Origin of the sequence: Chitinophaga sp. YIM B06452, assembly GCF_039655965.1 — a bacterium.
Classification (GTDB): Bacteria; Bacteroidota; Bacteroidia; order Chitinophagales; family Chitinophagaceae; genus Chitinophaga.
On sequence record NZ_JAWLKY010000007.1, the window covers coordinates 1 to 23,184 of the forward strand.

At 53.8% G+C, this 23,184-nt stretch carries 9 protein-coding genes; 5 read left to right on the forward strand and 4 right to left on the reverse strand.

The features are described from left to right. Window positions 1-5,854 precede the first annotated feature (5,854 nt). The 3 genes from R3I13_RS24245 to R3I13_RS24255 all read left to right on the forward strand — a co-directional run bounded on the left by R3I13_RS24245 (window position 5,855) and on the right by R3I13_RS24255 (window position 15,558). Window positions 5,855-14,602: a gliding motility-associated C-terminal domain-containing protein gene (locus R3I13_RS24245; RefSeq protein WP_346320576.1), complete on the forward strand. Its 8,748-nt coding sequence runs from the start codon at window positions 5,855-5,857 to the stop codon at window positions 14,600-14,602. A gap of 123 nt (window positions 14,603-14,725) precedes the next feature. Then, window positions 14,726-15,127 (forward strand): hypothetical protein, encoded by a 402-nt coding sequence (locus R3I13_RS24250; protein ID WP_346320577.1) that lies wholly within the window; start codon window positions 14,726-14,728, stop codon window positions 15,125-15,127. Window positions 15,128-15,177: 50 nt separating this feature from the next. Continuing rightward, window positions 15,178-15,558 carry a hypothetical protein gene (locus R3I13_RS24255; protein WP_346320578.1) on the forward strand — a complete coding sequence of 127 codons (381 nt, stop codon included), beginning with the start codon at window positions 15,178-15,180 and terminating at the stop codon, window positions 15,556-15,558. A 6-nt stretch (window positions 15,559-15,564) separates the two neighbouring features. Here R3I13_RS24255 and R3I13_RS24260 read toward each other — a convergent pair whose 3' ends face one another. Together R3I13_RS24260 and serA are read right to left on the reverse strand one after the other, a co-directional pair. Next, complete coding sequence (locus R3I13_RS24260) at window positions 15,565-15,924, reverse strand: DUF4260 domain-containing protein (protein WP_346320579.1); 360 nt, start codon at window positions 15,922-15,924, stop codon at window positions 15,565-15,567. Between the two features lie 235 nt (window positions 15,925-16,159). Further along, window positions 16,160-17,398 (reverse strand): phosphoglycerate dehydrogenase, encoded by a 1,239-nt coding sequence (gene serA, locus R3I13_RS24265; protein WP_346320580.1) that lies wholly within the window; start codon window positions 17,396-17,398, stop codon window positions 16,160-16,162. 246 nt (window positions 17,399-17,644) lie between these two features. Here serA and R3I13_RS24270 point away from each other — a divergent pair, with 246 nt between their 5' ends. Beyond that, entirely contained in the window at window positions 17,645-18,856 is a 1,212-nt protein-coding gene (locus R3I13_RS24270; protein WP_346320581.1) for a serine hydrolase domain-containing protein, read from the forward strand. Window positions 18,857-19,182: 326 nt separating this feature from the next. Continuing rightward, on the forward strand, window positions 19,183-19,728 hold the full coding sequence (locus tag R3I13_RS24275; RefSeq protein WP_346320582.1) for a CAP domain-containing protein: 546 nt from the start codon (window positions 19,183-19,185) through the stop codon (window positions 19,726-19,728). A 127-nt stretch (window positions 19,729-19,855) separates the two neighbouring features. On the opposite strand, the gene R3I13_RS24280 is transcribed toward R3I13_RS24275, so the two are convergent. Beyond that, entirely contained in the window at window positions 19,856-20,050 is a 195-nt protein-coding gene (locus tag R3I13_RS24280) for a hypothetical protein (RefSeq protein ID WP_346320583.1), read from the reverse strand. Window positions 20,051-20,061: 11 nt separating this feature from the next. Further along, on the reverse strand, window positions 20,062-23,178 hold the full coding sequence (locus tag R3I13_RS24285) for a CusA/CzcA family heavy metal efflux RND transporter (RefSeq protein ID WP_346320584.1): 3,117 nt from the start codon (window positions 23,176-23,178) through the stop codon (window positions 20,062-20,064). Window positions 23,179-23,184 lie beyond the last annotated feature (6 nt).

Here is a 23,184-nt window from a genome sequence, read left to right on the forward strand (position 1 = left end):
GAATTGTGATGCCATTCCTCCGGTGCCGCCTTTACTGACGGCTACTGATAATTGTAGCGCTGCCCTGGTGGTAGTAAGCTTCAACGAACGCCGTGAGTCCGCTCCGGGTGCTTGTATAAATAACTATCGTCTGTTCCGGGTGTGGACAGCCCGTGATGCTTGTGGTAATATTGACTCCGTTCGTCAGATCATCACTGTGCAGGATACCACCAGGCCGACGTTCACAGTTCCTGCTCCGGCGAACATTACTGTAAATTGTAACGCTATCCCGGCTGTTCCGCCGCTGTTAACAGCTACTGATAATTGCAGTGCTGCTCTTGTAACGGTGAGCTTCAATGAACGCCGTGAGTCCGCTCCGGGTGCTTGTATAAACAATTACCGTCTGTTCCGGGTTTGGACAGCCCGTGATGCTTGTGGTAATATTGACTCCGTTCGTCAGATCATTACTGTGCAGGATACGACCAGGCCCACGTTCACGGTCGCTCCGCCAGCCAATGTGCTTGTGAATTGTGATGCTATTCCGGCTGTTCCGCCTTTACTGACGGCTACTGATAATTGTAGTGCTGCTCTCGTAACGGTGAGCTTTAATGAGCGGAGGGAATCTGCTCCGGGTGCTTGTATAAATAATTACCGCCTGTTCCGCGTGTGGACTGCCAGAGATGCTTGTGGCAATGTTGACTCCGTTCGTCAGATCATTGCTGTGCAGGATACGACCAGGCCGACGTTCACGGTAGCTCCGCCATCCAATGTGCTTGTGAATTGTGATGCCATTCCTCCGGTGCCACCTTTACTGACGGCTACTGATAATTGCAGTGCTGCTCTTGTAACGGTGAGCTTCAATGAACGCCGTGAGTCCGCTCCGGGTGCTTGTATAAATAACTATCGTCTGTTCCGTGTGTGGACAGCCCGTGATGCTTGTGGTAATATTGACTCTGTTCGTCAGATCATTACTGTGCAGGATACCACCAGGCCCACGTTCACAGTTCCTGCTCCGGCGAACATTACCGTAAATTGTAACGCTATCCCAGCTGTTCCGCCGCTGTTAACGGCTACTGACAATTGCAGTGCTGCTCTTGTAACGGTGAGCTTCAATGAACGCCGTGAGTCCGCTCCAGGTGCTTGTATAAATAATTACCGTCTGTTCCGTGTATGGACTGCCCGTGATGCATGTGGCAATATTGATTCTGTGCGTCAGATCATCACAGTACAGGATACGACCAGGCCGACGTTCACCGTTGCTCCGCCAGCCAATGTGCTTGTAAATTGTGATGCTATCCCCGCTGTTCCGCCGCTGTTAACAGCAACGGATAATTGTAGCGCTGCCCTGGTGGTAGTAAGCTTCAATGAGCGCCGTGAGTCCGCTCCGGGTGCTTGTATAAATAATTACCGCCTGTTCAGGGTATGGACAGCCCGTGATGCTTGTGGCAATATTGATTCTGTGCGTCAGATCATTACTGTGCAGGATACGACCAGGCCGACTTTCACCGTTGCTCCGCCAGCCAATGTGCTTGTAAATTGTGATGCCATTCCTCCGGTGCCGCCTTTACTGACGGCAACTGATAATTGTAGCGCTGCTCTTGTAACGGTGAGCTTTAATGAGCGCCGTGAATCCGCACCGGGTGCTTGTATAAATAATTACCGTCTGTTCCGCGTGTGGACTGCCAGAGATGCTTGTGGCAATGTTGACTCCGTTCGTCAGATCATTACTGTGCAGGATACGACCAGGCCCACGTTCACGGTCGCTCCGCCAGCCAATGTGCTTGTGAATTGTGATGCTATTCCGGCTGTTCCGCCTTTACTGACGGCTACTGATAATTGTAGTGCTGCTCTCGTAACGGTGAGCTTTAATGAGCGGAGGGAATCCGCTCCGGGTGCTTGTATAAATAATTACCGCCTGTTCCGCGTGTGGACTGCCAGAGATGCTTGTGGCAATGTTGACTCCGTTCGTCAGATCATTGCTGTGCAGGATACGACCAGGCCGACGTTCACGGTAGCTCCGCCATCCAATGTGCTTGTGAATTGTGATGCCATTCCTCCGGTGCCACCTTTACTGACGGCTACTGATAATTGCAGTGCTGCTCTTGTAACGGTGAGCTTCAATGAACGCCGTGAGTCCGCTCCGGGTGCTTGTATAAATAACTATCGTCTGTTCCGTGTGTGGACAGCCCGTGATGCTTGTGGTAATATTGACTCTGTTCGTCAGATCATTACTGTGCAGGATACCACCAGGCCCACGTTCACAGTTCCTGCTCCGGCGAACATTACCGTAAATTGTAACGCTATCCCAGCTGTTCCGCCGCTGTTAACANCACCAGACCGATCTTCACGGTCGCTCCGCCAGCCAATGTGCTTGTAAATTGTGATGCTATCCCCGCTGTTCCGCCGCTGTTAACAGCAACGGATAATTGCAGTGCTGCCCTGGTGGTAGTAAGCTTCAATGAACGCCGTGAGTCTGCTCCGGGTGCTTGTATAAATAACTATCGTCTGTTCCGTGTATGGACAGCCCGTGATGCTTGTGGTAATATTGACTCTGTTCGTCAGATCATTACTGTGCAGGATACCACCAGGCCCACGTTCACAGTTCCTGCTCCGGCGAACATTACCGTAAATTGTAACGCTATCCCAGCTGTTCCGCCGCTGTTAACGGCTACTGACAATTGCAGTGCTGCTCTTGTAACGGTGAGCTTCAATGAACGTCGTGAGTCCGCTCCAGGTGCTTGTATAAATAATTACCGTCTGTTCCGTGTATGGACTGCCAGAGATGCTTGTGGCAATATTGATTCTGTGCGTCAGANTGATCCGGGTGCTTGTATAAATAACTATCGTCTGTTCCGTGTGTGGACAGCCCGTGATGCTTGTGGCAATATTGACTCCGTTCGTCAGATCATTACTGTGCAGGATACTACCAGGCCGACCTTCACGGTCGCTCCGCCAGCCAATGTGCTTGTAAATTGTGATGCTATTCCTCCGGTGCCACCTTTACTGACGGCTACGGACAATTGCAGTGCTGCTCTGGTGGTAGTAAGCTTCAATGAACGCCGTGAGTCTGCTCCAGGTGCTTGTATAAACAATTACCGTCTGTTCAGGGTATGGACAGCCCGTGATGCTTGTGGCAATATTGATTCTGTGCGCCAGATAATTACAGTACAAGATACCACCAGGCCCACGTTCACGGTCGCTCCGCCAGCCAATGTGCTTGTGAATTGTGATGCCATTCCTCCGGTGCCGCCTTTACTGACGGCTACGGACAATTGCAGTGCTGCACTTGTAACGGTGAGCTTCAATGAGCGCAGGGAATCTGCTCCGGGTGCTTGTGTAAACAATTACCGTCTGTTCCGTGTATGGACAGCCCGTGATGCTTGTGGTAATATTGACTCCGTTCGTCAGATCATTACTGTCCAGGATACCACCAGGCCGACCTTCACAGTTCCTGCTCCGGCGAACATCACCGTAAATTGTAACGCCATCCCGGCTGTTCCGCCGCTGTTAACGGCTACTGATAATTGCAGTGCTGCTCTTGTAACGGTGAGCTTCAATGAACGCCGTGAGTCCGCTCCGGGTGCTTGTATAAATAACTATCGTCTGTTCCGTGTGTGGACAGCCCGTGATGCTTGTGGTAATATTGACTCTGTTCGTCAGATCATTACTGTGCAGGATACCACCAGGCCCACGTTCACAGTTCCTGCTCCGGCGAACATTACCGTAAATTGTAACGCTATCCCAGCTGTTCCGCCGCTGTTAACAGCTACTGATAATTGCAGTGCTGCTCTTGTAACGGTGAGCTTCAATGAACGCCGTGAGTCTGCTCCGGGTGCTTGTATAAATAACTATCGTCTGTTCCGTGTATGGACAGCCCGTGATGCTTGTGGTAATATTGACTCCGTTCGTCAGATCATTACTGTGCAGGATACTACCAGGCCGACCTTCACGGTCGCTCCGCCAGCCAATGTGCTTGTAAATTGTGATGCTATCCCCGCTGTTCCGCCGCTGTTAACAGCAACGGATAATTGCAGTGCTGCCCTGGTGGTAGTAAGCTTCAATGAACGCCGTGAGTCCGCACCGGGTGCTTGTATAAATAATTACCGCCTGTTCCGCGTGTGGACTGCCCGTGATGCTTGTGGTAATATTGATTCTGTGCGTCAGATCATCACTGTGCAGGATACCACCAGGCCGACCTTCACAGTTCCTGCTCCGGCGAACATCACCGTAAATTGTAACGCTGTCCCGGCTGTTCCGCCGCTGTTAACAGCTACTGATAATTGCAGTGCTACTCTGGTACCTGTTAGCTTCAATGAACGCCGTGAGTCTGCTCCAGGTGCTTGTATAAACAATTACCGTCTGTTCAGGGTATGGACAGCCCGTGATGCTTGTGGCAATATTGATTCTGTGCGCCAGATAATTACAGTACAAGATACCACCAGGCCCACGTTCACGGTCGCTCCGCCAGCCAATGTGCTTGTGAATTGTGATGCCATTCCTCCGGTGCCGCCTTTACTGACGGCTACGGACAATTGCAGTGCTGCACTTGTAACGGTGAGCTTCAATGAGCGCAGGGAATCTGCTCCGGGTGCTTGTGTAAACAATTACCGTCTGTTCCGTGTATGGACAGCCCGTGATGCTTGTGGTAATATTGACTCCGTTCGTCAGATCATCACTGTGCAGGATACCACCAGGCCGACCTTCACAGTTCCTGCTCCGGCGAACATCACCGTAAATTGTAACGCCATCCCGGCTGTTCCGCCGCTGTTAACAGCTACTGATAATTGCAGTGCTACTCTGGTACCTGTTAGCTTCAATGAACGCCGGGAGTCTGCTCCGGGTGCTTGTATAAACAATTACCGTCTGTTCCGTGTATGGACAGCCCGTGATGCTTGTGGTAATATTGATTCTGTGCGTCAGATCATCACTGTGCAGGATACCACCTGGCCGACCTTCACAGTTCCTGCTCCGGCGAACATCACCGTAAATTGTAACGCTGTCCCGGCTGTTCCGCCGCTGTTAACAGCTACTGATAATTGCAGTGCTACTCTGGTAACGGTGAGCTTCAATGAACGCCGTGAGTCTGCTCCGGGTGCTTNGTAAACAATTACCGTCTGTTCCGTGTATGGACAGCCCGTGATGCTTGTGGTAATATTGACTCCGTTCGTCAGATCATCACTGTGCAGGATACCACCAGGCCGACCTTCACAGTTCCTGCTCCGGCGAACATCACCGTAAATTGTAACGCTGTCCCGGCTGTTCCGCCGCTGTTAACAGCTACTGATAATTGCAGTGCTACTCTGGTAACGGTGAGCTTCAATGAACGCCGTGAGTCTGCTCCGGGTGCTTGTATAAACAATTACCGTCTGTTCAGGGTATGGACTGCCCGTGATGCTTGTGGCAATATCGATTCTGTGCGCCAGATCATCACAGTTCAGGATACTACCAGGCCGGCATTCTCCGCTCCTGCCCCGCGGGACACAACCGTGAACTGTAATGCCATCCCCGTACAACCTGTCATTAATGCTACCGATAACTGTAGCACCGGTGCCAACGTGGTAGTGACACGAAACGAAGTACGTGAGAATATCGCCGGCGCATGCGTGAATAACTACCGCCTGCGCAGAACCTGGACCGCTGTTGACCAGTGTGGTAACACGACCGTGCTGACGCAAATCGTGACTGTTCAGGATACTACCAGGCCGGCATTCGCAGCTCCCGCTCCGCGCGACACCACANAACGGATAATTGCAGTGCTGCTTTAGTGGTAGTAAGCTTCAATGAACGCCGTGAGTCCGCACCGGGTGCTTGTATCAACAATTACCGCCTGTTCCGTGTGTGGACTGCCAGAGATGCTTGTGGCAATATTGATTCTGTGCGTCAGATCATCACCGTACAGGATACCACCAGGCCGACCTTCACAGTTCCTGCTCCGGCGAACATCACCGTAAATTGTAACGCCATCCCGGCTGTTCCGCCGCTGTTAACGGCAACGGATAATTGCAGTGCTGCTTTAGTGGTAGTAAGCTTCAATGAACGCCGTGAGTCCGCACCGGGTGCTTGTATAAACAATTACCGCCTGTTCCGTGTGTGGACTGCCAGAGATGCTTGTGGCAATATTGATTCTGTGCGTCAGATCATCACCGTACAGGATACCACCAGGCCGACCTTCACAGTTCCTGCTCCGGCCAATGTGCTTGTGAATTGTGATGCCATTCCTCCGGTGCCGCCTTTACTGACGGCTACGGACAATTGCAGTGCTGCTCTTGTAACGGTGAGCTTCAATGAGCGCAGGGANGTCCCGGCTGTTCCGCCGCTGTTAACAGCTACTGATAATTGCAGTGCTACTCTGGTAACGGTGAGCTTCAATGAACGCCGTGAGTCTGCTCCGGGTGCTTGTATAAACAATTACCGTCTGTTCAGGGTATGGACTGCCCGTGATGCTTGTGGCAATATCGATTCTGTGCGCCAGATCATCACAGTTCAGGATACTACCAGGCCGGCATTCTCCGCTCCTGCCCCGCGGGACACAACCGTGAACTGTAATGCCATCCCCGTACAACCTGTCATTAATGCTACCGATAACTGTAGCACCGGTGCCAACGTGGTAGTGACACGAAACGAAGTACGTGAGAATATCGCCGGCGCATGCGTGAATAACTACCGCCTGCGCAGAACCTGGACCGCTGTTGACCAGTGTGGTAACACGACCGTGCTGACGCAAATCGTGACTGTTCAGGATACTACCAGGCCGGCATTCGCAGCTCCCGCTCCGCGCGACACCACAGTAAATTGTAATGCTATCCCCGTGCAGCCGGTTATCAACGCTACAGACAACTGCAGCACTGGCGCCAACGTGGTGATAACAAGAAACGAAGTGCGTGAAAATATTGCTGGTGCTTGTGTAAATAACTATCGCCTGCGCAGAACCTGGACCGCTGTTGACCAATGTGGTAACACGACTGTGCTGACACAGATCGTGACCGTACAGGATACGACCAGGCCGGCATTCGCAGCTCCCGCTCCGCGCGACACCACCGTAAATTGTAATGCTATCCCCGTACAACCGGTCATCAACGCTACCGATAACTGTAGCACCGGTGCCAACGTGGTGATAACAAGAAACGAAGTACGTGAGAACATCACAGGTGCATGCGTGAACAACTATCGCCTTCGCAGAACCTGGACCGCTGTTGACCAGTGTGGTAACACGACCGTGCTGACACAGATCGTGACCGTACAGGATACGACTAAACCGTCCTTTGCAACCGCCGCTCCGCGCGACACCACTGTGAATTGTAACGCCATCCCGGTACAACCGGTCATCAACGCTACCGACAACTGTAGCACCGGCGCTAACGTGGTGGTAACAAGAAATGAAGTACGCGAGAACATCGCCGGCGCATGCGTAAACAACTACCGCCTGCGCAGAACCTGGACCGCCCGTGACCAGTGTGGCAACACCACCGTGCTGACGCAGATCATCACTGTACAGGATACCACCAGGCCGGTATTCTCTGCTCCTGCCCCGCGCGACACCACCGTGAACTGTAATGCCATCCCGGTACAACCGGTCATCAACGCTACCGATAACTGCAGTACCGGCGCCAACGTGACGATAACAAGAAACGAAGTACGTGAGAACATCGCGGGCGCATGTGTAAACAATTACCGCCTGCGCAGAACCTGGACCGCCCGTGACCAGTGTGGCAACACCACCGTGCTGACGCAGATCATCACTGTACAGGATACCACCAGGCCGGTATTCTCTGCTCCTGCCCCGCGCGACACCACCGTGAACTGTAATGCCATCCCGGTACAACCGGTCATCAACGCTACCGATAACTGCAGTACCGGCGCCAACGTGACGATAACAAGAAACGAAGTACGTGAGAACATCGCGGGCGCATGTGTAAACAATTACCGCCTGCGCAGAACCTGGACTGCCCGTGACCAGTGTGGCAACACCACCGTGCTGACGCAGATCATCACTGTACAGGATACCACCAGGCCGGTATTCTCTGCTCCTGCCCCGCGCGACACCACCGTGAACTGTAATGCCATCCCGGTACAACCGGTCATCAACGCTACCGATAACTGCAGTACCGGCGCCAACGTGACGATAACAAGAAACGAAGTACGTGAGAACATCGCGGGCGCATGTGTAAACAATTACCGCCTGCGCAGAACCTGGACCGCCCGTGACCAGTGTGGTAACACCACTGTGCTGACGCAGATCATCACTGTACAGGATACCACCAGGCCGGTATTCTCCGCTCCTGCCCCGCGCGAGACCACTGTGAATTGTAATGCCATCCCCGTACAACCGGTCATCAATGCTACCGATAACTGCAGTACCGGCGCGAACGTGGCGGTAACAAGAAATGAAGTGCGTGAGAACATCGCCGGCGCATGTGTAAACAATTACCGCCTGCGCAGAACCTGGACCGCCCGTGACCAGTGTGGTAACACCACTGTGCTGACGCAGATCATCACTGTACAGGATACCACCAGGCCGGTATTCTCCGCTCCTGCCCCGCGCGATACCACTGTGAATTGTAATGCCATCCCCGTACAACCGGTCATCAATGCTACCGATAACTGCAGTACCGGCGCGAACGTGGCGGTAACAAGAAATGAAGTGCGTGAGAACATCGCCGGCGCATGTGTAAACAATTACCGCCTGCGCAGAACCTGGACTGCCCGTGACCAGTGTGGCAACACCACCGTGCTGACACAGATTATCACTGTGCAGGATACCACAAGGCCGGTATTCACCACCCCGGCTCCGCGTGATACCACCGTGAACTGTAACGCTGTTCCGGTACAGCCTAACCTGGCCGCTACGGACAATTGCAGTCCTGCAGCAGGGATCACTATAACCAAAGCTGAAACCAGGATCAATATCCCCGGCGCTTGTATCAACAACTACCAGCTCCGCAGAACCTGGACAGCGGTAGATCAGTGCGGCAATACCACCGTATTGACCCAGATCGTCACCGTACAGGATACTACCAGGCCGGTGTTCACCACCGCAGCCCCGGCCAATACCACAGTGAACTGCGACGCCATCCCCGCACAGCCGGATCTGGCAGCCACAGATAATTGCAGTCCCGCTACAACGATCACCATCACCAAAGCTGAAACCAGGATCAATATCCCCGGCGCCTGTATCAATAACTACCAGCTCCGCAGAACCTGGACAGCGGTAGATCAGTGTGGCAACACCACTGTGCTCACCCAGCTCCTGACCGTCCAGGATACGACCAGGCCGGTATTTACCACACCCGCCCCGGCTAATACCACAGTGAACTGCGACGCCATCCCGGCGCAGCCGAACCTGACCGCCACGGACAATTGCAGCCCCGCTGCCAACGTAACCGTGACCAGGAACGAAGTTCGCCAGAACATCCCGGGCGCCTGCGTGAACAACTACCGCCTCATCCGCACGTGGACCGCCCGCGACGAGTGCGGCAACCAGACCGTGGTAACACAGACCATTACCGTGCAGGATACCACCAGGCCGAGGTTCACCACTTCAGCTCCAGCCAACGTAACCGTAGAATGTAACGCCATCCCCGTAATGCCGGATCTGAGCGCTACAGACAATTGCAGCCCTGCCGCAAACGTGACCGTTACGAAGAGCGAAGTGCGTCAGAACATTCCCAATGCCTGCGTGAACAACTACCTGCTGATCCGCACCTGGACAGCCCGCGACGAATGCGGCAACCAGGCTACGGTAACGCAAACCATCACGGTACAGGATACAAGGCCGCCGGTATTCACCACCGCTGCGCCGGCCAACGTGACCGTGGAATGTAACGCCATCCCGACGATGCCCGACCTGGCTGCTACCGACAATTGCAGCCCTGCCAACACCATCAGGATACTGAAGAACGAGATCAGGCAGAACATACCCGGCGCCTGCGCGAACAACTACCTGCTGATCCGCACGTGGACAGCGCTGGATGAATGTAACAACGCCGCGACCGTAACACAGACCATCACCGTGGTAGACCGTACAGCACCTGTGTTCACGTCTGCCATCCCGGCCAACGTAACGGTAGAATGTGACAACATCCCTGCAGTGCCGGCAATGACTGCAAGAGACAATTGCAGCGCGGCCAACAGGATCACTATCACCTTCAACGAAACACGCGTAAATATCCCGGGCGCTTGTGTGAATAATTACCTGCTCCGCAGAACCTGGACAGCGACCGACGAGTGCGGCAACTTTACTACCGCCGTACAAACCATCACCGTACAGGATACAAGGCCGCCGGTGTTCACCACCCCGGCCCCTGCGAACATCACCATTGAGTGCGACGCAGTGCCTGCACAACCTGACCTGGCCGCTACGGACAACTGCTCCGGCATTGTGAGCATCACCAAAGCACAGCAAAGGATAGACAGCACCTGCGCCAACACTTACCGCCTGATCCGCACCTGGACCGCAACAGACGTGTGTGGCAACGTCACCACCCTCACGCAGACCATCATAGTGGCAGACCGCACCAAACCGGTATTCACTACCGTGATCCCGCGCGACACCACTGTGAACTGCGACGCTATCCCAACCGCGCCGGTAATGACCGCAAGAGACAATTGCGCATCCACTGTAAGCATTACTTACGATGAACAACACGTGGATATACCCGGCGCCTGCGCCAACAATTACAGGCTGCTGCGCACCTGGACTGCCAACGACGGATGCGGCAACATCACCCGCGTGATACAGCTGATCACCGTACAGGATACCACCAAACCCGTATTCACCATGCCGATCCCTGCGAACATCACCGTGAATTGCGACGCCATCCCGACGCAACCGGTGCTGACTGCCACGGATAATTGCAGTCCTGCTGCCAACGTAACCGTGACCAGGAATGAAATCCGCCAGAACATCGCCGGCGCATGTGTGAACAATTACCGCCTGATCCGCACCTGGACCGCCGTTGACGAATGTGGCAATACCACTACCGGCACACAGATCGTGACCGTTCAGGATACCACCAGGCCGGTATTCACCCTGCCGGTACCAGTGAACGTAACCGTGGAATGTAATGCCATCCCGGCACAGCCGCAGCTGACCGCTACCGACAACTGCAGCCCGTCCGCCGGCGTGACCATCACCCGTGCCGAGCGCAGGGAAGAAATACCTGGCGCAACCTGTGCGAACAACTACCGCCTGGTGCGCACCTGGACAGCGACAGACGAATGCGGTAACAGCGCCACCGTAACGCAGGTGATCACGGTAACAGATACCACTGCACCAACATTCACCATGCCTGTACCGGCAGATGCTACCGTGGATTGCAACAACATCCCCGCGCAGCCGAACCTGACCGCCACAGACAACTGTTCTGCCACTAACAACATCCGTATCGTGAAAGCAGAACGCCGTGAAGACATACCGGGCGCCTGCATGAGCAACTACCGCCTGATCCGCACCTGGACTGCAACAGACGAATGTGGCAACGCCAGGGTGGTAACACAGACGCTGACCGTACAGGATACCACAAGGCCCACCTTCACCGTGTCCGTACCGGCAGATGCTACCGTAGAATGCGACGCCATCCCGGTAATGCCGGACCTGAGCGTGACCGATAACTGCACACCGTCTGACCGCGTAACCGTCGTGAAGAACGAAGTGCGCGAGAACATCCCGGGCGCCTGTGCAAACAACTACCGCCTCATCCGCACCTGGACGGCCACCGACGAATGTGGCAATAGCACCGCGGTAAGGCAGGTACTGACGGTAACAGACCGCACAGCGCCGGTCTTCACCATGAGCACACCGGCCAACGTCACCGTGGAATGCAGCGCCATCCCTGCACAGCCGGACCTGACGGCCATGGATAATTGCAGCCCGGCTGCCAGCGTACGTATCGTGAAAGCAGAACGCCGCGAAAACATAGCCGGCGCCTGCGCGAACAACTACCGCCTGGTACGCACCTGGACGGCAACAGACGAGTGCGGCAACAGCAGGACCGTTGAACAGATCATCACCGTCCGGGACACTACGGCCCCTGTGTTCACCACTTCCGCCCCTGCCAACATCACCGTTCCGTGCGACGCGATACCCGTGCAGCCGGACCTGGCAGCGACAGACAACTGTTCACCCGTGAGCATGCTGAACATCGTGAAGAACGAGGTGCGCGAGAACATCCCTGGCGCCTGTGCAAACAACTACCGCCTTATCCGCACCTGGACCGTGACCGACGAATGCGGCAACAGCACCACCATAAGGCAGACAGTGACCGTGGAAGACAAAACTGCACCGGTATTCACCATGCAGCCGCCTACCAACATCACCGTAAACTGCGACGCCGTACCTGCCGCGCCTGCAATGACCGCTACAGACAACTGTTCAGGCAACAACGTTACCGTAACGTATAGCTTCAGGAGAATGCAACTGTCCGGCGATTGCATTAACAACTACAGGCTCACCCGCACGTGGATCGCCCGCGACGAGTGCGGCAATACAGCCACCGCCACACAGGTGATCACCGTGATAGATACCACCAGGCCGGTATTTAACATGGCAGCCCCTGCAGACACGATGGTGAGCTGCGATGCGATCCCCTCACCCATCAGCATCACTGCATCAGACAATTGCAGCATGCCGGGCGCGGTAAGCGTAACCTTCAACCAGCAGCGTGAGAACATCCCGGGCACTTGCACCAGCAACTACCGCCTGATCTACACCTGGACGGCCAAAGACGAATGCGGTAACACCTCCATAATGCGCCAGGTGATCACGGTAAGGGACACTACAAGACCTGTGATCGAAACGCCGCCGGCAGACATCACGCTTACCTGTGGCGAACCGGTACCGGCAACCATGATAGAACTGAACGCCACAGACAACTGTGACGCCAGCTTCCCGAAAAAAGTGAAATACACCGTGGATCCGTATACGCCGGACCTCTGCAACGGCTACACCATCACCAGGAGGTGGAGCATTACAGACCAGTGCGGCAATGCAGCCCAGGACGTGATACAGCGCATCATCGTGATGCCTTGCCCGAAACCTGAGCTTGAAGCGGAAGTATTCACCAACTGCAGCACTACTCCGTTCATCACCCTCAGAACGCGCGGTAATGTGAACAGGCCGGTATACACACTGGTAGGTGTAACTCCTGCCAATGCAGTACAGGTACCGATCACATCCGGCAACCCGAGGTTCAACGTGAACGGCGCCACCACAGCTTCCTTCATCGTACGCGACGGTGTGACCGGTTGTGTGTCAGACACCATGACCTACACCATCAATTACGTGGCCATGCCGGTAGTGAACCTTGGCAAAGACACCAGCCTCTGCGGCGGTAACGGTATGGTACTCGATGCAGGCCCGGCCAACTTCGGCTACAGCATCACCTGGAGCACCGGCGAGACCACCCAGCGCATCAGGGTAACACAGGCCGGCAAGTACAGCGTAACCGTAAGCAACGGCATGTGTACAGCCACCGATTCGATAGAAGTAGATGTAATCCCGATGCCGCTGATAAACCTCCCCGACACCACCATCTGCCGCGGCCAGAGCGTTACGCTCAACGCCACCGTGGAAGGCGCTTCCAGCTACTTCTGGAGCACCGGGGCCACTACGCCGAGCATCAATGTGAGCACACAGGAACGCTTCTGGGTACAGGTGATCAAAAACGGCTGCATCACGATCGATACCATCAATGTAACCGTGAACCCGCCGCCGGATATCACGCTGAGCAGGGATACCACTATCTGCCCGGGCCAGACCGTCATGCTGACCGTAAACACGAATGCAGGACGCATCCAGTGGGGCACCGGCGAAATGGGCAACTCCATCCTCGTAAGCAGGGCCGGTACTTACTCAGTGGCCGTGTACAGGGACAATTGCGTGGTGAGGGAATCCGTGAGAGTGGCAGAACGCCCGAACATGACCTTCGACCTCGGACCAGACCGCATCATGTGCCCCGGCGGAAGCATCATCATAGACGCACGCCATCCTGATGCAGGCGTCTACCGCTGGAACGACGGAGACCTGAACCCTGTGAAGAGCATCAGCACCGGCGGTGTGTACAAACTGGGCATACTGGACCGCTATTGCGACAGGTACCAGGAAGACAGCATCCGCGTGACCATTGCAGGCCCGCCGACGGTGAACCTGGGCAACGATACCATCATCTGTAAAGGCCGCCGCCACATCCTGAAGACCAACGCGACCAACGCTACGGCTTACAGGTGGAGCACCGGCGCCACTACCGCCACCATCGAAGTAACGCTGCCGGGCACCTACAGCGTGACAGTGTTCAACGATTGCGGCAGTACGACAGACGAGATCACCATCGACGTGAAAGAGTGCGACAGCAAGCCTGAAGTGCCGAACGCCTTCTCGCCGAACGGAGACGGGAACAACGACCTGTTCCGCCCCGTGGTAAGAGGCCCGATGTACGACTATGAACTGCGCATCTTCAACCGCTGGGGTGAAATGGTATACATCAGCAAAGACCAGTACCAGGGCTGGGACGGCACTTACAAAGGCCGCCCGGTAGATGTAGGAACCTTTGTATGGTGGCTCACCTATAAAAAAGTGACAAACGGCCCGGCCTTCATCATCAAAGGCGACGTGACCGTTGTAAGATAGCTACCCGGTAAACAGGAAACCGATTCTTTCACTGGAAGAGGCCGCTCGTTTGAGCGGCCTCTGTTTTTTGGGCAGATTGTAACTTTTTATTATACCACCCCGTTTTAACCCGAAACGGACAGTATGAAAATGTACCTCATAGCCGCGGCTGTGCTGCTGGCGTCCTCGTCCTGCAAAAAAAATAAAGATGGCGGTAAGTTCACCAAGGATTTCAGCCCGGTGGTGAACACCGAACGGCTGGACGGCGGCCACCCCTACACGATTAAAATGAAGGTGACATTTATCGTTTTCAATGGCTGCGGTGCGTTCGATTCCTTTTCGTCCTCGTGGCAGAAAGATACGCTGGTAATGAAAGTGGTGGCCCGTTATCCGGCAAACGCTTTCTGCACGGATAACCTTCCCGCGCTCACTACGACCTTCACCAAAGAATATACAAAGCCCGGCACTTATTACATCAAATGGGTGGGTCCCGGCCAGGGAGAGCCTGAAGGCAGCGTACACCGGGATACCGTAGTAGTCAACTAGGGAGATTTTTTTTCAACCAAATATCAATTATTATGAAACTGTACATGCTTATGCTTATGACTGCTGTATCGCTGTTGGCTGTTTCCTGCAGCGATGATCCTGATCCCATCACGATGGTAAAGGATACAGGCAATGTTGCTTTCACACAATCAGCAGAGCCCGCCCAGGCTGGCAAACCTTTCAAGATAGATGTAAGATTTGCCCTGCCAGTCAGCTGCAGCTCGTTTGATTCCTTTGAAACCTGGAAAGAAGCGGATACATTAATGGTAAGAGTATGGTGCCTCAGGCCGGAACACCCCAACTGCACGAAAGAGATAAGGTATGAAACCAAGAGCCTGATGCATACTTTTGCAACTGCCGGCACTCATTATTTGAAATTCTTCCGGTATAATGACATCTGGTACCGCGATACGATCACGGTAGTGCCGTAATCCCGGTTATTTATTTTTCCCTATGCGCCCCAGGTGGGTATCCTGGAAGCCGGTCACCAGTTTGAGGCCGTAGCCGAAAACACGGTCCATGGAAGAATGGGCGAACAATATGATACCTGCAAAAGTGAGCGGCTCCACCTGGAACCAGGTGCCTGCGAAGTAGATCAGTAAAGCCACTCCTTTATGATGGAAAAAATTGTAAACATAAGCTCCCGCACGTGCGTTGGCCAGGTAACCCAGCATGCTGAGATCCGGCAGCAGCAGGCAGCCCCAGAACCACCACCAGGAAATGGTGCACTGTTGTTCAAACATCAGCATGGCCAGCACAAACATGGCTGCTTCTTCCAGTTTCAGCAATTTGGTCATATTTCGATCGGTCGTTTGAAGGGCAAAGCTCAGCAGATTTAGCGGGATAACAAAATAATGCAGGCTGATAGCATATTAGGCGCTATTACCATCGATCAGCAAAGAAAGGAATGCCGCATGGAGTCTGAAGAACGGCGGGGTTGACGTGGACTTGATCCGGACCTGGTCCGTGGATAATATAGCATTAAAAAAGCCTCTCCATGATCCGGAGAGGCTTTTTATATTGTTGAAAATATCAATACAACATTCTCGTCTTGATAGTATGGTTCACTTCTTTCAACAGCGCAAAAGCTTCCGCTGAAAGCTTGGAATCCACATCCAGCACCACGTAACCGATCTGGTCGTTGGTTTTTAAGTACTGGCCCAGGATGTTGATGTTCTTGCCGGATAAAGCGCTGTTGATCTCAGACAATACCCCCGGCACGTTGCGGTGGATGTGCAGGATGCGGTGGGTATTCTCAATAGCCGGCACGCTCAGCGCAGGAACGGTATGTGAACCGAATGAAGCGCCTTTTTCCAGGTAATTCAGCATTTTGCTGCTTACATCCAGCCCGATGTTGTGCTGGGCCTCTTCCGTGCTGCCGCCGATGTGCGGGGTCAGGATCACGTTGGGCAGTTTTTGCAGCGGCGTGGTGAAAGCAGCGCCGTTCTTTTCGGGTTCCACCGGGAACACGTCTATCGCCGCGCCGGACAGCTGGCCTTTTTCAAGCGCTTCCTTCAGATCTTCCAGTACCACTACTTCCCCGCGTGCATAGTTCAGGAAAATAGCGCCTTTTTTCACATGTTTCAGCGTGTCTTTATTGATCATATCCATAGTGCTCTTGTTGGAAGGCACGTGCAGGGAAATGATATCTGATTGTTTGAAAAGGTCTTTCAAAGTCCTGATCTGAACGGCATTACCCATGGGAAGTTTTGTTTCCACATCATAATACAGCACGTTCATGCCCAGTGCTTCCGCCAGCACGCTCACCTGGCTGCCGATGTTGCCATAACCCACGATGCCGATGGTCTTACCGCGCAGCTCGTAACTACCGGTAGCTTCTTTCATCCAGGTTCCCTGGTGGGCTGCCGTGTTCTTATCAGGAATACGGCGGATCAGCATGATCGACAGGCCGATCACCAGCTCGGCAACCGAACGGGTGTTGGAATAAGGGGCGTTGAATACGGCTACCCCATGCTCAGTGGCGCTTTTAAGGTCCACCTGGTTAGTGCCGATACAGAAGCAGCCGATCCCCTGGAGCTTGTTGGCTGCGGCCAGTACAGCCGAGGTTACCTGGGTTTTGGACCGGATGCCCAGTAAATGAACATCTTTCACTTCCCTGATCAGGTCCGCCTCACTGAGGGCGCCTGTAATTTTACGGGTGTTCACATACCCCGCTTCTTTGAACTCCGCCACCGCGGCATCACTAATGTTCTCCAATAAAAGGATGTTGATCTTCTCTTTCGGATAACTCGTTAATTTTCTTTGGCTCATGGTGCTGGTATATTTCGGTTCAATGACAATAACCTGACAATTATAGCAGGGGTTTTGTCATTAAATTCACCGCAAACCTAGCCTAGTTTGATCAGAAATCAAATAAGACCCCCGGCAAATTAGAGATTGGTGAAAAAAGAAGGGTCTTCGTTGGTCTTTTTTAAATAATTTCCACCCTTCAGCCGTATAAAGGGCATGAAAATTGCTAACAATCTGATTTTAAATATACTTATCAGCAAGCACTAAATGAACCGTTCGAAGGCAATTGTATTACTGGCCATATCTGCCAGTACACTTTTTTATTCCGCGTGCAACAGCAGCTCAGCTCACCGGAACAAAGAAAAAAACGCTTCTGCAAAATCAACTTCTGTCTATACCGTCGGGCTGTCAGCCGAAGAAGAAAAAGCCGTCCTCAACGATCCGCGCAACAAACGCATCAGCCGTGAAGTGGCTGAGCTCGTGCGCACCCGCCTTTCAGCCTCCTCTTTCAGCGGCGCTGTGCTGGTGGCCAAAAAGGGCGTGATCTTATATGAACATTACCAGGGGCTGGAAAACCATGCCAACAAAACCCCGGTAACAGACAGTTCGATGTTCCAGCTGGCCTCCGTGTCCAAGACCTTTACCGGCATGGCTGTTTTGAGCCTGCTGGAAAAAGGGAAACTGGGGCTGGAAGATTCCATCCAGCATTATTACCCTGATTTCCCGTATCCCGGCATTACGATACGCATGCTGCTGAACCACCGCAGCGGCCTGCCCAATTACCTTTATTTCTGCGACAGCCTCATCAAAGACAAATCGCACTTCCTGACCAATGAAGAAGTGATCAGCCTGATGACGGTGCATAAGCCTAAAGCGCAGTACCCGCCGGACAGGCATTTTAATTATTGCAATACCAATTACCTTATCCTCGGCGCCATCATCGAAAAAGTGAGCGGTCAGAAGTATGCGGATTACCTCCAGCAGACCTTCTTCACCCCGCTTGAAATGAACAACACTTTCGTGGCGGACCCTTCAAAAACGCCCCGCCCGCACCAGACCATCAGCCACCTTTCCAGCTGGCGGCCCGAGCCGGACAATAGTTTTGACGGCTCCGTAGGCGATAAAGGCATTTATTCCACCGCCCAGGATATGCTCAAATGGGACCAGGCGCTGTATTCCGGCAAGCTCTTCAAGCCCGAAACACTCAAAGAAGCATTTACTCCCTATAGCAATGAAAAGCCCGGCATCCGCAACTATGGCCTCGGCTGGCGCCTGCTCGTTTATCCTGACAGTACCCGGAAGATCATCTACCACAACGGCTGGTGGCATGGCAACAACACTGTTTTCTACCGCTTTATAAAAGATTCCGCGACCGTCATCATCCTCGGAAACCGCTACAACCGCGGCATTTACCAGGCCGTGAAACCGCTTCGCGAGATCATCGGGCATAGCGATGGAGAAGAGGCAGGAGAAGAATAATATAACGCCGGTCATCCCGGCCTGCTCCTGACGATCATGCAAAACGTTGACTGCGGTCATTGAAACGGGGTCCGCAGGGGTGTATTTTTGTGTCAGATTGAAGAATAGCTTTACTGCATTAGATGACCAGCCCTTTTGGGCGACCGCTGTTACACCGACAAACTTTATTCCCCGGTCTTCTCTCCCGATTTACATTCCATCATTGCTGCCAGTGGCATAGCATGTCGGAATCTTCACGGCCGCAGTCTGCGGGCCGGCTGTTTTCCTCATGCCCCATAGCAGCCCATTATTCACATCGCCTCCGGGCGGAGCTAAAAAGTATTGTTATGAAAAATCTGACACTTGCATGCGCAGCAGCATGCCTGGCCCTCCTTTGCGCCTGCTCTAAAGAACCGCTTGAAGAATACGTTCCCGCCAAAGACGGCGCCAAGTTGTCTCTCGCGTATAAAGACAGCGCCTTCACTATGACTCCCCGGGTAGACAGCGCGAACATGCTTTCACTCGTGAATGCATACCGCGCAAAAGGCTGCAACTGTGGCGGTACATGGATGCCTCCCGCACCGCCGCTGGCCTGGAATATCAAGCTGGAAAAGGCGGCCTGGCTGCACAGCAAGGAAATGAACGACAGCGTTTACATGAGCCATACCGGCCTCAACGGCAGCAGCGGCGGCGACCGCATCCGCAGGATGGGATACAACTGGAAAGCCTATGCCGAAAATATTGCTTTGGGGATACTCAATGAGAAGTCTGTCGTAGACGGATGGATGGGCAGCAAAACGCACTGCATGGCGATGATGGACCCGGCGCTGAAAGAAACCGGCATCGCGCGGGTGCGCAACCACTGGACGCAGGAACTTGCGCTGTCTCATTGAGCATGATGAAAAAAATCCGCCCTGCGTTTTCTCGTTTACGGCAGGGCGGAGAGGATTAATGCATGAAACGAGCTGTTTCATGACCATTCTATCAACCTATTTATGCGAACTAAAACCTGTAACCTGTCTATTGCTTAGCCGGCGTTTCCTTTTTCGCTTCGTGTTTTTTAGCGTGATGATGCTCGGCTTTCTTTTCTGCCTTATGTTCTTTTTTCTCAGCTTTTTGTTCTGTTTTTGCAACGGGTTTTACCTGTGCATTTGCTGCGGTGATGCCACCAAAGGTGATCATTGCGGCGGCCATCAGAAACATGATCTTTTTCATTTTTACTTGTTTTAATTGTTAATGGTAAGTATTAGCTTCTTCGATGTATTCCTGTATGCGCTGTAAAATATCAGCGGGAAAATGAGCAGCGTGAGCACCGTAGCGGTTACCAGCCCTCCTATCACTACTACTGCCAGCGGCTTTTGTGTTTCGGAACCGATGCCGGTGCTGACGGCTGCCGGTATCAGACCGATGGCGGCCATCAGCGCGGTCATCACCACCGGCCTGATGCGTTCCTCCACTCCCATTCTTATCGCGTCGTTCAGCGGCATTTTTAATTGAAGGTTTTTGTGAAATACCGAGATGAGGATCACGCCATTCTGGATGCATATCCCGAACAGGGCAATGAAGCCCACTCCCGCTGAAATGCCGAAGTTGATACCTGTTACATGCAGCGCCAGTATGCCGCCGATCAGCGCGAAGGGCACGTTCAGCAAGATCAGCCCCGCGTCTTTTACGCTGCCCATCATGATGAACAGGATGATGAAAATAGCCACCAGGCTCACCGGCACTACCTGCCCCAGCCGCTGCGTGGCGCGCACCTGGTTCTCGAATTCGCCCGTCCAGCCGATGGAGTAGCCCTTAGGAAGCTTCACGCCATTGTTCACTTTTTCCTGCGCTTCGGCAATGGTGCTGCCCAGGTCGCGGTCGCGGACGGAGAATTTTACGCCGATGAAACGTTTGGTATTATCGCGGTAAATGAATGCCGGCCCCGTAACGGTCTGGATGGTGGCGATCTCCTTCAGCGGGATGCGGTTGCCATTCATGGCGGGCACCATCAGGTTGCGGAGGTCTTCTTCATCTTTGCGCGATTGCTGATCGTAGCGGATGCGCACGTCGAACTTGCGTTCGCCTTCATAGAGCTGCGTGGCGGTCTTTCCGCCGATAGCCATTTCGATGACGGCCTGTGCGTCAGCGGTCTTTACGCCGTACAGCGCCATTTTCTGTTCTTCAAGGTGCACGCTCATTTCTGGCTGGCCTACGTTGCGCAGGATGCCGACATCTTTAATGCCGGGCACGCCTTCGATACGGGCTATCACCTGGTTGGCGAGCTTGTCCAGCTCCTCCAGGTCGTCCCCATAGATCTTCACCGCATTGCTGGCGTTGATGCCGGCCACGGCTTCGGCCACGTTGTCGATGATCGGTTGGGAATAGTTGTAACCTACGCCCTGGTATTGTTTCAGCCGTTTGTCCATTTCTTCGACGAGCTGGTCCATGGTGATCTTCCGTTTCCATTCTTCTTTCGGCTTCAGGTTCACCTGGCATTGCACATAATAAAAACCGGAAGGATCGGTGCCGTCGTTGGAGCGGCCGGTTTGCGACAGCACGCCGTTCACTTCGGGGAAGCTGGCCAGCTCCTGCCGGAACTTGTGCACGAATTTCACGGTTTCGTTGAGGCTCATGCTCATGGGCAGCTTCGCCTCCACCCATAATGCCCCCTCATTGAGCTGGGGCAGGAATTCTGAGCCGAGAAACCGGGCGGAGGCGAAACTAACTCCCATGAATAAAATGGCGATGAGCAGGCTGAGCCTCTTCCTGGCATACGTCCAGTTGAAACCTTTCATCACGATGCGGTGAAAGAAATTCACCACGGGGTTGTGCTTTTCGCGTACGTTCTTTTTAAGCAGGATGGATGTAAGGACCGGCACCAGCGTGAGCGTGAACAGCAGGGCGCCCAGCAGGGCGAAACCCAGCGTCCAGGCCAGCGGTGAGAACATTTTGCCTTCCACTTTCTGGAAAGAGAAGATGGGCAGCAATGAAATAATGATGATGAGTTTGGAGAAAAATACCGCTTTACCCAGCTCGCCGCCCGTCTTTTTGATCCAGCCCATCTTGGCGAGCCGGTTAAAGCGTTCCATCCCGAAATGTTTGGCCTTATGGTCCAGCATTACGAAGATGCCCTCCACCATCACCACCGCGCCGTCTATTATGATCCCGAAGTCGATGGCGCCCATAGACAGCAGGTTGGCGCTCATCCCCTTCAGCTTCAGGCAAATGAAGGCAAATAACAGCGACAGCGGTATGATGATGCCCACGATCACCGTGGTTCTCCAGTCTGCCATGAAAAGGAATACGATCACGGTCACGAAGATGATCCCTTCCAGCAGGTTATGCATGACTGTTTTGGTGCAATAACTCATCAGCACGTCGCGGTCGTAAAAGGTGACCATTTTAATGTCCGACGGCAGCACTTTCCCGTTCAGTTCGGCTACTTTGTCTTTGATGCGCCCCAGCACTTCATGCGGGTTCTCTCCTTTGCGCATCACTACGATTCCTTCCACGATATCATCGTTGCCGTCAAGCCCCGCCTGCCCTACCCTTGGCGCGGAGGTTTCCCGCACTTCGGCTACGTTCTTGACGAGTATGGGCGTGCCGTCTATGTTCTCTACGATGATGTTCTCAATATCTTTGATGTTATCCAGCAGCCCGATGCCCCGCACAACATACGCCTGCCCGTTCTTTTCGATCACATCGCCGCCCACGTTGATGTTGCTCTTGCTGGCGGCCTCGTAAAGCTCCAGCGGCGTGATGTTGTATTTCGCGAGGCGTACAGGATCCGCCGTGATCTCGTATATTTTTTCCTGCCCGCCGAAGGCCACCACATCGGCCACGCCGGGCACGCTGCGCAGCTGGCGGTCTATCACCCAGTTCTGATAAGTGAGCAGCCCCCGGCTGTCGCGATGATCGCTTTTAAGCCAGTAGCGGAACACTTCGCCTGTAGGCCCGTAAGGCGGCTGCACTTCAGGCTCCACGGATTCCGGCAGGCTCACGTTGCGCAACATATTGCTCACCTGCTGCCGCGCGAAGAAATCATCCACATCGTCCTCGAATATGATCTTGATCACGGAAAGCCCGAACATAGAAATGGACCGCACGCTGGTCTTACGCTGCACCCCGTTCATGGATATTTCGATGGGCGTGGTCACGAACCGTTCCACTTCTTCCGCGCTGCGCCCGTTCCATTCGGTCACGATCACGATCTGCGTGTTGGTCACGTCGGGGAATGCTTCGATGGGCGTATGCAGGAAAGCCACTACCCCGCCGATGCTCAGCACTGCCAGCATGAAGAACACGAAGAATTTGTTCCTGAGCGAAAAGCCTACAATATTTCTGATGAATCGGTTCATATCCTG

Bases quoted from the DNA above. Each gene is read 5' to 3' on its own strand.
- R3I13_RS24280 (WP_346320583.1), bottom strand. From the start codon at position 20,050: ATGAAAAAGATCATGTTTCTGATGGCCGCCGCAATGATCACCTTTGGT.
- R3I13_RS24250 (WP_346320577.1), top strand. From the start codon at position 14,726: ATGAAAATGTACCTCATAGCCGCGGCTGTGCTGCTGGCGTCCTCGTCC.
- R3I13_RS24285 (WP_346320584.1), bottom strand. From the start codon at position 23,178: ATGAACCGATTCATCAGAAATATTGTAGGCTTTTCGCTCAGGAACAAA.
- serA (WP_346320580.1), bottom strand. From the start codon at position 17,398: ATGAGCCAAAGAAAATTAACGAGTTATCCGAAAGAGAAGATCAACATC.
- R3I13_RS24255 (WP_346320578.1), top strand. From the start codon at position 15,178: ATGCTTATGACTGCTGTATCGCTGTTGGCTGTTTCCTGCAGCGATGAT.
- R3I13_RS24275 (WP_346320582.1), top strand. From the start codon at position 19,183: ATGAAAAATCTGACACTTGCATGCGCAGCAGCATGCCTGGCCCTCCTT.
- R3I13_RS24260 (WP_346320579.1), bottom strand. From the start codon at position 15,924: ATGACCAAATTGCTGAAACTGGAAGAAGCAGCCATGTTTGTGCTGGCC.
- R3I13_RS24270 (WP_346320581.1), top strand. From the start codon at position 17,645: ATGAACCGTTCGAAGGCAATTGTATTACTGGCCATATCTGCCAGTACA.